16 protein-coding genes are annotated in these 15,249 nt (G+C 37.6%); 7 read left to right on the top strand and 9 right to left on the bottom strand.

Annotated features, from left to right (window positions below; all coding sequences use genetic code 11):
- Nucleotides 1-76 precede the first annotated feature (76 nt).
- Nucleotides 77-1,288: a nucleotidyltransferase gene (locus MKY08_RS04110; RefSeq protein WP_069510283.1), complete on the top strand. Its 1,212-nt coding sequence runs from the start codon at nt 77-79 to the stop codon at nt 1,286-1,288.
- A 256-nt stretch (nt 1,289-1,544) separates the two neighbouring features.
- On the opposite strand, the gene MKY08_RS04105 is transcribed toward MKY08_RS04110, so the two are convergent.
- Nucleotides 1,545-2,591 (bottom strand): SepM family pheromone-processing serine protease, encoded by a 1,047-nt coding sequence (locus MKY08_RS04105; RefSeq protein ID WP_069510285.1) that lies wholly within the window; start codon nt 2,589-2,591, stop codon nt 1,545-1,547.
- A gap of 119 nt (nt 2,592-2,710) precedes the next feature.
- On the opposite strand from MKY08_RS04105, the gene MKY08_RS04100 reads away from it, so the two are divergent.
- Nucleotides 2,711-3,610 (top strand): hypothetical protein, encoded by a 900-nt coding sequence (locus tag MKY08_RS04100; RefSeq protein WP_227665412.1) that lies wholly within the window; start codon nt 2,711-2,713, stop codon nt 3,608-3,610.
- Nucleotides 3,611-3,726: 116 nt separating this feature from the next.
- Here the strand turns inward: MKY08_RS04100 and coaD are convergent, their stop codons facing one another.
- The 3 genes from coaD to MKY08_RS04085 form a co-directional block, all read right to left on the bottom strand.
- Nucleotides 3,727-4,269, bottom strand: a complete 543-nt coding sequence (gene coaD / locus MKY08_RS04095) for a pantetheine-phosphate adenylyltransferase (RefSeq protein ID WP_069510287.1) — start codon at nt 4,267-4,269, stop codon at nt 3,727-3,729.
- Nucleotides 4,217-4,783, bottom strand: a complete 567-nt coding sequence (gene rsmD, locus MKY08_RS04090; RefSeq protein ID WP_069510289.1) for a 16S rRNA (guanine(966)-N(2))-methyltransferase RsmD — start codon at nt 4,781-4,783, stop codon at nt 4,217-4,219. The genes coaD and rsmD overlap by 53 nt, the downstream gene beginning before the upstream one ends.
- Nucleotides 4,784-4,858: 75 nt before the next feature.
- On the bottom strand, nt 4,859-6,283 hold the full coding sequence (locus MKY08_RS04085) for an RNA polymerase II (protein ID WP_069510291.1): 1,425 nt from the start codon (nt 6,281-6,283) through the stop codon (nt 4,859-4,861).
- A gap of 56 nt (nt 6,284-6,339) precedes the next feature.
- Here MKY08_RS04085 and MKY08_RS04080 point away from each other — a divergent pair, with 56 nt between their 5' ends.
- Nucleotides 6,340-6,729 (top strand): hypothetical protein, encoded by a 390-nt coding sequence (locus tag MKY08_RS04080; RefSeq protein ID WP_025218748.1) that lies wholly within the window; start codon nt 6,340-6,342, stop codon nt 6,727-6,729.
- Nucleotides 6,730-6,731: 2 nt separating this feature from the next.
- Here the strand turns inward: MKY08_RS04080 and MKY08_RS04075 are convergent, their stop codons facing one another.
- Nucleotides 6,732-7,004, bottom strand: a complete 273-nt coding sequence (locus tag MKY08_RS04075) for a YlbG family protein (RefSeq protein ID WP_024362162.1) — start codon at nt 7,002-7,004, stop codon at nt 6,732-6,734.
- Nucleotides 7,005-7,229: 225 nt separating this feature from the next.
- On the opposite strand from MKY08_RS04075, the gene MKY08_RS04070 reads away from it, so the two are divergent.
- Nucleotides 7,230-8,135 (top strand): glycerophosphodiester phosphodiesterase, encoded by a 906-nt coding sequence (locus MKY08_RS04070; RefSeq protein WP_069510292.1) that lies wholly within the window; start codon nt 7,230-7,232, stop codon nt 8,133-8,135.
- A gap of 58 nt (nt 8,136-8,193) precedes the next feature.
- Here MKY08_RS04070 and MKY08_RS04065 read toward each other — a convergent pair whose 3' ends face one another.
- Nucleotides 8,194-9,246, bottom strand: a complete 1,053-nt coding sequence (locus MKY08_RS04065) for a tartrate dehydrogenase (protein WP_069510294.1) — start codon at nt 9,244-9,246, stop codon at nt 8,194-8,196.
- A 356-nt stretch (nt 9,247-9,602) separates the two neighbouring features.
- Nucleotides 9,603-10,049 carry a YlbF family regulator gene (locus MKY08_RS04060; RefSeq protein ID WP_069510296.1) on the bottom strand — a complete coding sequence of 149 codons (447 nt, stop codon included), beginning with the start codon at nt 10,047-10,049 and terminating at the stop codon, nt 9,603-9,605.
- Nucleotides 10,050-10,135: 86 nt separating this feature from the next.
- On the opposite strand from MKY08_RS04060, the gene MKY08_RS04055 reads away from it, so the two are divergent.
- Nucleotides 10,136-10,639 (top strand): PaaI family thioesterase, encoded by a 504-nt coding sequence (locus tag MKY08_RS04055; RefSeq protein WP_069510297.1) that lies wholly within the window; start codon nt 10,136-10,138, stop codon nt 10,637-10,639.
- On the opposite strand, the gene MKY08_RS04050 is transcribed toward MKY08_RS04055, so the two are convergent.
- Nucleotides 10,617-12,089, bottom strand: coding sequence for a UDP-N-acetylmuramoyl-L-alanyl-D-glutamate--2,6-diaminopimelate ligase (locus MKY08_RS04050; RefSeq protein WP_069510299.1), 1,473 nt, complete (start codon nt 12,087-12,089; stop codon nt 10,617-10,619). The genes MKY08_RS04055 and MKY08_RS04050 overlap by 23 nt on opposite strands.
- A 203-nt stretch (nt 12,090-12,292) precedes the next feature.
- Nucleotides 12,293-13,405, bottom strand: a complete 1,113-nt coding sequence (locus tag MKY08_RS04045) for a CAP domain-containing protein (protein WP_069510301.1) — start codon at nt 13,403-13,405, stop codon at nt 12,293-12,295.
- A gap of 148 nt (nt 13,406-13,553) precedes the next feature.
- Here MKY08_RS04045 and MKY08_RS04040 point away from each other — a divergent pair, with 148 nt between their 5' ends.
- Nucleotides 13,554-13,955 carry a YugN family protein gene (locus MKY08_RS04040; protein ID WP_024362169.1) on the top strand — a complete coding sequence of 134 codons (402 nt, stop codon included), beginning with the start codon at nt 13,554-13,556 and terminating at the stop codon, nt 13,953-13,955.
- A 221-nt stretch (nt 13,956-14,176) separates the two neighbouring features.
- Nucleotides 14,177-15,241, top strand: coding sequence for a sporulation integral membrane protein YtvI (gene ytvI / locus MKY08_RS04035; protein ID WP_081327893.1), 1,065 nt, complete (start codon nt 14,177-14,179; stop codon nt 15,239-15,241).
- Nucleotides 15,242-15,249: the final 8 nt, after the last annotated feature.

Raw genomic sequence — 15,249 nt, 5'->3', positions numbered from 1 at the left:
CACTGTAACACTATTTGTAGCATCTTGACTGGTCAAAATCAAGAAGCGAAAAATAAACATAAAGGGGGTTTTACATGTGAAAGCAGTCGGCATTGTTGTTGAATACAATCCTTTTCATAATGGACATGCTTATCATTTGGAACAGGCAAAAAAAGTAGCGCAAGCGGATATAGCAATCGCTGTGATGAGCGGGACATTTTTGCAGCGTGGTGAACCTGCCATGGTAGATAAATGGACACGTACAAAAATGGCACTCGCTAGCGGTGTGGATATTGTTATTGAGCTACCGTATGTCTATAGTACCGCACCTGCAACTGATTTCGCAAAGGGGGCGATTTCATTATTGTCGGCAATCCGCTGTGAGGCATTTGCCTTTGGTAGTGAAGATGGTTCCATTCAGCCCTTTTTGAACACCTATCAGTTAATTTCGCAACACCGTACTGAATACGACTCGCTTATTAAAGAAAGTGTGCAAACAGGTGTTAGCTATCCTAAAAGCTTACATTACGCCTATGAACAGCTTTCTCAAAAGTTCCCTGCACCATACATTGATTTAGCACAACCGAACAACATACTAGGATTCCATTATATTGAAGCAGCTATGATGTTAGGGAGCCCCATAAAACCTTTAACCATTCCTCGTATAGCAGCAGGATATCACGATGCACTACAGGAAGGGGCATCGATAGCAAGCGCAACCGGAATTCGCAAAGCGCTCGCTTCGACAGGATCTTTACAAAGTGTGCAAGAAGTACTGCCGGATGCATCCTTTCATTATTTACAAGATTGGATTTTACAATACAAGAAATTCGCTAGTTGGGAGGCTTTTTGGCCGCTCTTACAGTTTACCCTTATAAGACACAGTGCAAGCGAGTTAACACGCTATGCAGAAGTTACAGAAGGTATTGAACATGCGCTACTAAAAGCAGCTAAAACAAGCAACTCCTTTAGTAGTTTTATGGAGAAAATTAAATCTAAACGCTATACATGGACACGTCTACAACGCATGCTAACACATATTTATACCGGTTTTACAAAAGAGCAACTAAAAAGCTTTCAAGCCCCTTCTACGATTCGCTTACTTGGTATGAGTACAAAAGGGCAAGCATACTTAGGCGTACATAAAAAGGACTTTACATTGCCTTTAATAAGCCGAGTTGCCTCTACGAATGATGCGATGCTTGCAGTAGATATACATGCTGCTGAAGTTTATAGTTCTAGTATAGAACTAGGCGCACAGCAAGCTACATTGCCAAAAGATTATCAAATGCCGCCGATTCGATTTTAACGACACGACCTAACTCAATAAAATAGATGGCTACTACCGTTGCGAGTGGACGCTTTAAACTCCTTCTAAGGGAGGGGGCCTATCTCATTATTATGCTAAAGCACTTATATCCAACGCTCTAGTTGCAGGATAGCTTCAGACAAAGACTTCTGCGGGGACAGCACATAATTAAGACGTAACGACAGCACAGTAAAAAGTGTTAGATTGATTGTCAGCAATCTAACACTTTTTCAGTTTGACCAGTTAAAATATCGCATTATTTTGGTGCTAGCTGTTTTAAATAGGCAATCGCATCATCGACTGTTTTCACAGGGACAATTTTCATTTTCGTCCCAATTTCTTTAGCCGTTTTGACAGCCGTCGCATAGTTTGATTCTAACTCAGGATATTTCGCTTTCATCTCAGGTGAAATTTCATCATCTGGTGCAAAAAATATTTCCATACCGTCACGATCGGCTGCAATAATTTTGTAGTCAATACCACCAATACGCCCAACAGAACCATCGATTAACATTTCACCAGTTCCAGCAACAGCATAGCCTTTTGTTAAATCCTCATCTAATAATTGATTTAATATTTCTAGTGTAAACATAAGCCCCGCTGAAGGCCCACCAATATCTTCGGTTTTCATCGTAACACTTGGATTAGTTTCAATTGATTTACTCTCTGCATAAGTAATCCCTAACCCAGCTCGCTTTTCCTCTGCTTGGGGAATTTCTTTCAAGGCTATCGTTTCTTGTTGTTCCTTTTTATCGCGTAAAAACTGAATCGTCACTTGATCGCCGAGTTGTTTTTTGGACAAAAGCTCCACAAGCATTTGTTGATTCGTAATTTCTGTACCATCCACTTTCGTTATTTCATCCCCAGCTTTTAAAAATCCATCTGAAGCGCCACCATCTAACACATTTAATACAAATACACCATTGAAGTGTATTTTCGCCTCTAAGCCCGCTCTTTGAAAAGCTACATATTTTGCATTGAATTGAGAATCTGACATTAATTTCAGTTGACGAACATTATATTCCTCGTCATCCTCTAATGGATTTCTTACTTGTTTAATATCCATTATTTTTTCATATTTTTGTGTTTTCGCCCAGAGATACGAAAACGGTGTAGCTTGTTGCATAGCAACTGTCATTAAACTCATCGAACCTGCCTCATCAGCATGATTATTGGCGACAGTGACAAATTTACTAACATCGTATGCACTTCCAGGCTTCATAATATAAGCGTCTAGTCGGTATAACATAACAAAACAAAGCGCGACTAAAAACACTGCATAAAGACCAATTTTTTTCTTCATTGAATGGACACCTCCTAAGACGCACGCAAAACTATTAGTTCATGTTTTTGCCTTTTTTACATATATTGATTTTAGCATTTGCCTATGTGAATGACAAAAAGTTGAAACGAGATGATATCATGTTTGCGACAATTCAAATAGCGCTCTGCATACTTCTTATCCTATTACTCTTGTTGTTCCCACAAACTGCTCATAGTGGTACCGATTTAGGATTAAATCTTTTTATGGAGGCGTTATTCCCTTATTTATTGCCTTATCTTATTTTAACGCAATGGTTACTTCGTTTAACCGCTCCTATGCGTGCAAAAACAAAACGAATTTCTCTATACGTACAAGCCTATCTTATTAGCGCACTTGGTGGATACCCGACAGGAGCCACAACAATTGTATATTTAAAAAATAGTGGTCAATTACACCTAAAAGAGGCGAACTTTTTACTTGCCGTTTGTCATGCCCCAAGCCCTCTTTTCGTACTAGGTTTTGTCAGCCTTGATTTATTAAACAGTAATACGTTTGGTTGGCTGTTTTTATGTTTACTACATAGTTTTAATATTTGTTGCTTAGTAGTTGGTTATTTTTTATTTCGTAAAACCGACCCTCCTACCATTTCTGTACACAATACCGTCTTATATACAGCCCCATTTTCAGAGAGCATAAAAGAAACGGCACCAACCATTCTATTAGTTGGCACAACCATCATTTTTTTCACAACCATTCAAACTATATTACAACAAGGATTAGATAAAATGTTACCTGCTATTCCACAAACAGTTGAGCTTGCTATTGCAGCAATTCTTGAAGTAACAAACGGATTAAAAATGACGGTTACTGAGTTTTCTGATTTCCCGTATTTATCATTACTCGTTGTCATAATGTTAACGATGCAAAGCATAAGTATTCATTTACAAATTTTTGTTATTGCAAAATCAGCCAAGCTTTCTGTCAGACCTTACATCAAATTTCGCCTTCTTAGCATAATCATTGTGCCAACAATTTATGCTGCTTTTTTCTTACTATAGTGCCAGTCACCCAAACAATTCTGAATTTTCCTTGCTTAAGCCGCGTAAAATGGTTGTATATAAAAAAGACTATAGACTGGACTCGATTTTCTTCAAGTCCGTCTATAGTCTACAGATTATTTGGCAAAACCATATTTTTCTTTTAAAGCTCGTTCAACACAAGCTGGAACTAGTTCACGGACATCGCTTCCGTATTTCGCTACCTCTTTAACAATGCTAGAGCTTAAGAACGAATATTGATTTTTTGTCATAATAAAAAATGTTTCAATCGTTTCATCTAGAAAACGGTTCATCGAAGTAATTTGCATTTCGTATTCAAAATCCGAAACTGCTCGTAATCCACGAACAATGGCTTTGGCATTCTTTTCTTTTGCATAGTCAATCAGAAGACCAGAAGAACTCTCGATTCTGACATTCGGCAAATCCTTTGTAACTTCCGCCATCAATGACATCCGTTCATCTACAGAAAATAATGGATGCTTCGATGAATTGTTTAACACTGCCACATAAACCACATCAAAAACATCTGCAGCACGCTTGATAATATCTAAATGACCAAATGTAACAGGATCAAAACTTCCAGGAACAACAGCAACTTTCTCCAACTTACTCTCCCTCTTCCCCAGCACAACGATAAACCGAAATAATCGTTCCGCCATATGTTTCTTGTCTCTGTAATAGAAAAGCACCAAAGCTAGAAGGCAATTCTACCACTTTTGCATGTTCACATAAAATAATACCATTGCGTTGTACTTTATCATGCTCAACAAGCACCTGTACTAAATCATAGTATTCTTTATGGTGGTAAGGCGGATCTAAAAATACAAGATTAAATGTAATATCACGCTTTAACAGCGCTTTCACAGCACGCTTTGCATCAATGCGAAACAGCTCTGAACAATCTTCATATCGACACTTCTTGATATTTTCCTGTAATACCTGATAGGCTTTTGCGTCTTTTTCAATGAAGACAGCATGTTCTACACCTCGACTCAGCGATTCAATTCCTAAACCGCCACTTCCAGCAAATAAATCGAGGGCTGTTCCTCCATCAAAAAATGGACCGATTATATTAAAGATGGATTCTTTTACTTTGTCTGTTGTAGGTCTTGTTGTACTCCCCGCAACAGCCTTTAGGGGCATTCCTTTGCGTTCTCCTGCTACTACTCTCATAGATGTAATTCACCGTACTTTCTGCTACATATAGAAAGCATTTTTGCAGCGAAAGACATCCTCCGCTGCAAAAAATTATTCTTGTTCTTGTGTTAACACTTGAATACGACCATCACTTTTTTGTAGTTCTACTAAAAATAGACGTTGTAACCAAGCTTCTTCTACATAATAATGATCCACAATTTTTATAATTGGATCAGAGATTGTGGAATATCTACGTTGATTGAACACGTAAAATCCAGATTCTTTTGGGAAACGGAATGTTCGATTATCACTATTCACATAATAGCCGTTTTTCCCTTCACTAGCTGTATAACCTAGGTATGGTAGCAATGTATCAGCACTGTATAATACTTGACCTTCATATAAAATAACATGAACATCTTTTTTAATTGTGCCATCTACATAAATACTACGCTCATCTTCCAATAATAATGGATACGTACCATTTTCTTGGCTTGCATTCAGTTGGAAATACGAAGTTTTTGCATTCAATACTGTTGATAATAGCTTGTCCATTGAAACTGGCGATATCGGCTCTTGTCCAAGATTGTGCATCGCATCTTTCCATGCTACCTGTTGTTCTGATGTCATGTACTCTTTTAATGTCTTCACAATTGCCTTTGACTTATCTGAGCCAATTGAATCCTTCACTAAATAGGATGCCACAACTTCAGCCAACCATGCCGGTGAATTTTCAAATGTATATTGCGATTGAATTTGCGAAAGAATCACTTCCTGCTCCACCGCTTGAGGTGTTAGCGTCGGTAAAAATAATAAACGTTCATCATGTTGGGCAACAGGATTTTTCTCTTGAATAATCGCTATATGCTCATCATTTAAAAACTTTATATTTTCAAGTGATTTTAAGAAATCGTTTGAAATAGCCTGCTGTGCATAAATTGTTAAAACAGGCGTCTGTTCTTGTGCCTTTAAATTACCAGCCTGCCAATAAATATCACTAACTGCACCGTTTCCACTAAACATCGTATAGTTAACAAGTGATAATTGTTGCTGACCTACTAAAGGTAAACCTGTAATCCACTGACCAACAGTTTTACTATCTGTTGAAATATGAATGACAGAATAAGATACTTCTCCATTCGATAAAGTGGCAAATACATTTTGAAGAAGCATTTTGTCTTTCAGTCCGCCCTCAATAGGGATTATGTATGAAACAGATTGTGATTTTGTTTCGCCTTTAGCAAAATAAGATGCTTCCTCTGATAACCGTTTACAACTATTTTCATTCTCGATAAAACATGTTGGGTTTGTTGCATCGTCCGGCCATTTTATTTTCACCTTTTGATTTGGTAAATTTTTAAAATGATGACGAATATCAAGACTATTTTCACGATACACAATCTCAATTTCTTGAGAATAGTGGAATGGACCACCGTTTCCTGATTCTAAATCAGAAGAATATGCTTGATATTGGAAAAACAACACACCTGTAACGACTAATACTAAAATTGTAAAGAAACTCATTGCAAATTTCATGTGCTTGACCTCCCGCAGCATGATACTATGTGTATTGGAAAGGATGTGCAATATAAATGCCACAACAATTTATAGAATTAGGAGAAGGCTATGGCGATGTTTATGAACTACTTGAAATTATTAAAACGAATCAAGGTCGCTTTCACCAAGCCTTTATACTAACGTCTACAAAAGAAGATAAACAGGTTGCTTCTTTAGCTATTGCTTTAAAACCAGTCGGAGAAAGTAAATTCATGCCGATTTATATTTGTCGCGAAGGGATCCCATTTCAAGAGGACAAGCCTTCAAAGCGTCAAATCATGTTCGAAGAAAGTATTGAACAACTGGGTCGAAAAGCGGTTGTTGTAGAAATAAAGCACTCATCTATATTTTCGGAGCCAAAACTATTTTATCAATACTTAATTGGAATAATGAGACTACATCACTATATCCCAGCATTAAATTAATGTTATAGGCCCGTTTTATAGTCGTATTCCTTCGCTTTATCCGGCTTTGCATTTTCGAACTCAGTTTTAACGAAGGGACGATAAGATTCCACAACGTCTTTCACAAATGGAAGGCGTTGTAATTTTATTGTCATCATTTCAATGTCCTCTCGATCGCAATACAGTACTACATACTTTTGCTTACGAGAAATGTAATGAACATGACCATATTTTCGAAGTGATTTCGCATGTTTTAATTGATGGACGTAAACGATTAGCCCTTGTCGTTCGTTCATATAGTTTTCCCTCATTTCTTACATAAAAGCATACCATAGACCGGAAAATGATAGCAACAGAGTTTAGCTGACAGAACGCTCATTTTTCCGTTATAATGGAAAAGCATAGCGCGTTTATCGACAGATTTACATTCTCTCATGCTAGATAAAAGTGCTTTAGCTTAAACATTGCAAGTGAATTCGCCAGCACCTTTTATATTAATTTGATTGTTAAGGAGGACGAATATGGGTAAGAAAACGAAGATAGCTATTGCAATAGCAGCAGCCAGCGCAGCTGCTTGGGCAGGTAGTAAAGCTATTTCTAAACCTCAACAGCGTGAAGGGAAACAAGCATTACAATTTGATCGCCCGATTATTTTGGCACATCGCGGCGGAGCACATTTAGAACCCGAGCATACAATGCTTGCTTTTGAAAAATCGGCACAACTAGGTGTAGACGGCTTTGAAATAGACATTCGCTTAACAAAAGACGAAGAAATTATCGTCTTCCATGATGCTACCGTAGACCGTACAACTGATGGATATGGTGCAGTATCAGAAATGACATTAGAAGAAATAAACGCATTAAATCATGGTTATCAATTCGAGGATTTATCAGGCGAATATCCTTATCGGGATAAAAAAGTTGACGTTGTTACACTACGTGAACTGCTAGAAAGCTATCCAAATATGTTAATCAATATTGATATTAAAGATGCACCAGATACGTATGAAGGTAGTTTAATGCCTTCAAAACTATGGCGATTAATAGAAGAATTAGGGGTAGAGGATCGAGTTGTTGTCACTAGCTTTTATGGTGAACAAATTGACCGTTTTAATTTATATGCACAAAATCAAGTCGCACTTGGCGCAGGTGAGTCAGATGTTCGTAAAGCATTCGCTTCATTCTCAAGTCAATTTGGACATTTATATCACCCAAAAGTAGATGTATTCCAAATTCCTCCAAAGTCAGGTGTCGTGTCGCTCGATTCACCAAAGTTTATTCAGTTTTTAAACAACTTAAACATTCCAGTTCATTATTGGACAATTAACGATTTAGTGACTATGAATAAATTAATCCATAACGGCGCAAAAGGTATTATTACCGATCGCCCTGATATCGCAGTTGAATTACTACTACAACATGACTAAAGACAAAAAGGTAAGAGCCATTTCCTTGAATGCTCTTACCTTTCTCTTTTTAAAACGCTTATGATAACTGTTCTAAAATTGCATCCGTTACCTCTCTCATTGTAGCCGTTCCTCCTAAATCTCCTGTTTTTATGCCTTGAGCTAAAGTGGCTTCCATTGCATTTAGCACCTTTGTGCCGAGTTCTTGATAGCCTAAAAAATCTAGCATCATTTTACCTGTCCATATTTGCCCAAGGGGGTTAGCAATTCCTTTACCTGCAATATCAGGTGCAGAACCATGAACGGGTTCAAACATTGAAGGATAGTCGCGTTCAATATTTAAGTTAGCCGCTGGGGCGATACCAATACTTCCCATAATAGCACCACCTAAATCTGTTAAAATATCACCAAATAAATTGGAAGCAACGATAACATCAAAGTTTTCTGGTTTCATGACTAAAAAGGCAGCTAATGCATCAATATGATTAGTCGTATGCCCTATCGTTTTATAATCTTTCGCAACTTCCGCAAAAACATCATCCCAAAATGGCATGCTGTATGTTAATCCATTCGATTTTGTCGCACTCGTTACATGCTGGCGACGTGTTTTAGCCATTTCAAAGGCATATCGCATAGCCCGCTCCGTCCCTTTTCGCGTAAAAATCGCATTTTGAATGGCGATTTCATCCTGCCCACTATGCATACGGCCACCACTCTCTGAATATTCTCCTTCTGAGTTTTCACGGACAACAACAAAGTCAAAGTTATGTGGATTACGCAACGGCGATGGTAAGCCTTGTAAAAGCTTTGCTGGACGGACATTAATGGACTGCTTCATTTCACGACGAATTTTAATTAGCAAGCCCCACAAAGATATATGATCTGGTACTAAATCAGGCATGCCCACTGCGCCTAAAAAAATTTGATCATAGCCTCGTAATAGTTCAATACCATTATCAGGCATCATTTTACCTGTCTCTAAGTAATAGTCACACCCCCAAGGAAATGTTGTCCATTCAAATTGAAAGCTCCCATCTAGTTGTGCAATCCTATCTAAAACTTCTATTGCGGCAGGTACTACTTCTTTTCCTATACCATCTCCTGGTATTACAGCAATTCGATATATTTTCATTTCATTGACCCCTTTTTCCAACTTTACTTACACACTTACTATATAATTTTTCTTGTAAAAAAAATAGCAGCAATGTCGTTTGACGTGCTTCTGATTTTATAGAAATAATACACGTTGATTTACGTTCCATGCGCTCTCTTTCCGCAAGCACGGCTTCAACTAATTTTTAGCTCGTGCTGTGCCTGCAGGAGTGTCGCGCATTCCACTCCATTCAGCTAATATCATATACAAATAAGATTATTTGCTCCTCCCTACAAAAAAGAAGGATTCTTTTATAAATTTCCACAAAAAAAGACACAACACCTCGAGAGGTATTATGTCTATACATGAAGCAATGTTGATTCGCACTGCTTAAATTATGCTGAACACGAGCAAGAGCCACCTGAGCCACAACCGCTTCCACATGAAGAATTCGATGCAAAGAACGGATTGCTAACCGGTACTTTCACTGCTTCCGATACGGTTTTACCAATAAGCATGCTTATTTCATCAAGCAAATCTTGAAAATCATTTTCAGCTAACTTTAATGCTGAAATCTTTTCATTTAAATCCAGTGCTCGCTTTTGCTGACGAATCGATTTCATAATTGTATGATAATCCGGATGATATTTTCCGAAACGTTGTACATCTTCGTATTGCTCCTTCATGCGACCAAATGCATAAATAGCTTCGACTAATTGCGTATCACTATAGACAGCATTATACGCGAGCTTTAGCGTATGCGCAGGTTCAGAGGAAAGAATCATTTCACAAAGCGCATCGGCCTCATCCAAAATGATTGCCCATTCAGAGGTCATCATCATTTTAATTCCCCCAATCTATTTCCCATCATAACAGATTTTATGGTAATTTTACATTAATGATAATTCTAAATAAAGGAGTTTTATAATTGGTAACATCATCTAAAGGGCAAATTGAAGAATTACTCGCTACTATTTTACATCATAGTACAGCGGAGGATGAGGAAGTATTGCTACACTTGCTCAATGGCATTCGCGATAAACAACAAGGCATACATCGACGGTATATAAATGCCGCTTTACATATGGTAGGCAACTTTGAACCAGAAGTGAGTGAAGTACGAATACCTGTTACACCTGTTATTCATAATACTATTAAAGTCCCACATGGAGGAATTATTGCAACAATTGCTGATGCAGCAATGGGGGGATTAGCTTCACGTTCTGTTGCAGAAGGCTTTAATGTTGTGACTACTAACCTTAACATATCTTATATAGCAACTACGACCAACAAAGAATTAATTGCACGAGGACGTTTTGTTCATAAAGGACGACAAACGCTTGTCATGGAATGTGATATCGAGGATGAGACAGGGCGTAAACTGGCGATTGCTACCGCTTCTTTCTTCGTTATTCAGCGCCGTCCGTCTTAACTTCTAAAAAATAATCTTTAATACATTGTTGGTCGGAAAAAGGGAATTTTTGATTTTTTATTTGCTGCGTTTGTTCATGCCCTTTTCCGGCAACAAGAACAATATCTCCTTTTTGCGCTTTTGCCAATGCCTGATGTATCGCTACTTTACGATCCAAAAAAATTTCATAGTATTGCTGTTCAGAGAAACCTGCAATAATACTTTCATTAATGACGATCGGGTCCTCATCACGCGGATTATCAGTCGTTAAAAAAATAACATCTGCATACTTACTTGCCACAGCCCCCATGGCAAATCGTTTTGCCTTATCTCGATTACCTCCACAGCTAAATACAAGATAAATGGTCTTCTTACTATCGAAAGTTTGTAATACAGCCTGCAATGCTTCAGCTGTATGTGCGTAGTCTACATATACATCAATACCGAGCGGGTTATCAATTCGCTCAAGTCTACCCTCCGGAAGCTTTAGCGCCCACATATGCTCAGCAAGTTCATCAATGGAGAAGCCTATACGCCACACCGCCATTAGTGCAGCTACTGCATTTTGCACATGATACTTTCCAACAAAAGGTATAGCCATGATGTGCTCACTTGCCGTCGTTTGCAGACAGATAACTGTTTTTCCAACAGATTCACTCACAATTTGGATATGTAAATCATTGTGATTGTCAAAACCAAATGAGCATGATTTTTTCTTGTCGTAAATACCAACGGAACGACAAAAATTATCATCGCCATTTAACACCAATTTTTTCGATAAATCTGCTAGCCTCTTTTTTGCACGCTTATATGCTTCAAGTCCCCCATGGTCTTCTAAATGATCCTCTGATAAATTTAAAAATACGCCACAGTCAATATCACAATGATCTAGTCGATGCTGTTGCAAACCCATTGAAGATGCTTCTAACACAACGTGTGTCACACCTTGACGTACACATTGTTTTAATATAGGATGTAGCTCTTTTGCTTGCAGTGTTGTTAATTGCTCATATTCAGTTTGTTGTTTTTGTCCATTAATAAAAAAGCCTACTGTTCCAATAACTGCTACATTTTTATGTACAGCTTGTAGTAATTGGCTAACAAAATGGCTCACCGTTGTTTTTCCATTTGTTCCTGTAATGGCGATAACTGATAATGCCTCTGCCGGAAAAGCAGCTAGTTTTGCACTTGCATAAGATAAAAACAATGCGGTATTCGGCACCCACACGAAAGGGATATTTTGATCGTTGAATGGTATGGCAATACTTTCCTCGGATACAACGGCCGCTGCACCCCTTGCCAGTGCTTCTTTGACAAAACGATTGCCCGATGTCTTTTTCCCTTTCCGTACAATAAAGATATCTCCAGGCTTCACCGCTTGTGCATAATCCTCAACACCAGTAATTATTGTGCGAATGGATCCACCGGTTACACTACATGGCCAATCTTTCAATAGCTCAGCTAATTGCAAGGTCTCATTCCTCCCTTCAGTTCTCTATCATATGACGGCCTTTATAACGGTGTGACGAAAAATACAGGTAGCTCCAAGTGCCAATAAAGTGCAATCTTGCACATCATGACCTAGAGTAGAGCTATTCAATTTTTAACACAAAAAAAGATTGTCTTGATTACATCAAGACAATCTCTAAAATTGTGTGAGTGACTGGCACCTTATTATTCTTCTGAATTCTCAACCGATTCTTCACTCGTATCTTTCTCACTGTCATCCTTTTGCTTCGTCGGTTCCATAAAAATTTGGGTATAGTAATTTAAAAAGACACCTGACCCTACTGCCGAATATTTATCATTTAAAATGACTTTACGATGTTCTGGTGAATTTTGCCAACCATGCATTGCTTCAATAGCATCGAAGTACGCGGTCGCTAGATTTTCATTCGCATTATTAAAAACAATACCCTGTGCATCTAAACGTTTCTTTAAATCACCGTTCGTTGGTGATTCATGACCAGAAAAATTTTGTACCTTCATATCTTCACTGTGTAGTTTTGCCACTTCTTCTAATTTTTCATCAAGTTCCAATGGTGCTAAATGGTGATGAGCTCGTGTGACGTTAATTAAATCATCGAGCTGTCTAGCACTTGCTTCATTAATTTCCTGTTGTAAAAAGGAGGATGGAGGTGTTGGACTCACAAGCTCACCTTGATAAATCATTTCATAAGGCTGATGCAGGACTAACGTCTCACTATCTGTAAAGCGAACGCCTTGTAGCTCACCTGTTTCGCTATCAACATAAAGCTGTGCAAAAAGCCCGTCAAATTTAACGAGTAGTCTTGTCTGCATATCTTCTTCACTCATAGAAAAAATAAAAATATTTTCTCCTACATTCGCTGCCACTTCATAATCAATAATTGTCATTCGGTAAATATCGTCGCGCTTCTGACCAATTTTAAAAGGTGAAGCATCCAACTTATCTCCGGCTATGTATACTTGTGTCACAATATTATTTTGCACACCTAGCATAAAAAATGTTGACACACTTGTGTTATAAACCCACCATTCGTAACCAAATGATGAAGGCTCTTTTCTTGCTGGTTCACCGTATTGTTCTACAATCATCTGAGTTCCTTGTCCAATAAATGTCGACATCCCACTTTGTGGACGGGACATCGCACCTACATCCGGCTGCTCCAGCTCTGTTTTTGGAATAATATTTGAATTGGCATTCGGTCCTTCGAGCGGCTCATTTTCTTTTGCAGTATTAAAGAACATAAAGCCGATAAACGCAATTGTTGCACAGACAATTAAAATGCGAAATAATGCTTTCATACACGACTCCTTTTCTTCACCATTATTGTAAGTTATTATATCAATTGTAAACGTGTTGACACAATGTTGTCATTGCAACAATGTCGAATATGCTCTATTATAAAAATGAGCGTATACTTTGTATAAAAAGCTAAAGGAGGATTATTAGATGTATTTTGAGAACACTAACCTTGAAAATTTAACAGCTGACCAAGAACTGATTGAAAACATTATGAAAAAAAATGGTTTAGAATGTGATGGTGCTTGGGATTACGAACGAATGACTTTTGACCGTCGTTTTGATACTCGTGAAGGTCGTTACTACCTACGTGTATTCGCCTATGCGCAATCTGGTGATGTTGGAGCACACGATGCAGTTCTAACATTAATGAAACCAGTTCTTGGTAAATACTACTATCCACACGGCGTTGAGTATGGTGCAGATGAAGTTTTCCCAGCTCACCTTGTCAAAAAATGTGACGAAATCTTAAACAAAGTAAGATTAGACTTAGAAGCATTCGCAATTGAATCTCCTTCTAATAAAAAAGCATTGGAGCCAGTTAACGCATAATTAGCGCTAACGACTTTCTCGTGAAAGCCAATGCCTTCACCACTTGCATCTTATTAACGACAGAGTTGCTTCGAAGCGCAACAATCTTAAAAAATGCGAGCTTGTCATAACAAATAGATATGTATCAAGAAAAGACTGGTGGTCCAGTCTTTTTTATTTTGAGTAAAAAAAATATTTCTTCTCATACTAACAATATCTTTCAAATGATGTAGGTGAGATTCTTGATACAATTTCTTAAACAACCTTTTTTTCGTCATCCAATAATCGTTATCGCTTTAGGATTGATTATACTTTGGTTTTTATCCTTATCTTTTCCCATACTTCTTGCCTATGTAACTGCATTATTATTAGAACCGCTCATTATCCGTATGAGCAAACGCTTTCGAAAAAAACGGAAAATTATCGTCTCCATTTTTTGGTTATTATTTTTTTGCATAACACTATTACTATGTATTTTGGTAGGCTTTATAGGCTGGAAACAATTTTCATCAATTATTATTCATATTCCAGATTATCTTAACCAATTATCAGCACTCTGGATTCAAATTCAATCTAAACTAGCTAACTATACGTATCATTTACCTTTAGATCTCGTAACACAAATTCAATTCATGATTGCACGAGCACTTTCTTCCATTGAAAAATTTGCCCTTTCGTTAACAAATATAAATGTTTGGTCATCATTACTGACACATATACCAAATCAATTGTTTGATATTTTCGTTTATTGGATTGTGTTATATATGTTGCTTTTAGATTTACCAGCCATTAATCGAAAACTTCTGACTCCTATCCCCTTTCATTACCAACAAAAAATACTCTTTATTGGGGAACGAGTAAAAGTGGCATTATTCGGCTTTTTGAAGGCACAATTACTTGTTGGTGTTTGCATTTTTGCAGTAGCCTTAATCGCATTTTACTTGTTAAAAACACCTTTTCCATTAATATTAGCACTTTTACTTGTCGTATTAGATATTATTCCCTTTTTAGACTCGTTTATTTTGCTAATTCCTTGGGCAATTTACAAAGCTTTTACAGGTGACTATGTCTTTGCTATTGCCTTAATTGCGCTGACAGTCATTCTTTTCTTAATACGACGCATGATTGAACCAAAAATTATTGGAGACAAAATCGGGCTTTCATCACTTTCCACTTTTATCGCAATGTTTGTTGGCTTTAAAATATTTGGATTTCTCGGTATTTTAATCGGTCCTTTACTCGTTGTTGTAGCACTATCTTTATTCAATCAGCCTTCTATAAAAAATCTCCCACCTACGAAAGAGTAAGGAGGGAG

Origin of the sequence: Lysinibacillus sp. FSL M8-0337, assembly GCF_038593855.1 — a bacterium.
GTDB classification, from domain to species: domain Bacteria; phylum Bacillota; class Bacilli; order Bacillales_A; family Planococcaceae; genus Lysinibacillus; species Lysinibacillus sphaericus_D.
Note: the sequence above shows the minus strand (reverse complement) of the source record. Positions and strands in the feature narration are given on the sequence as shown.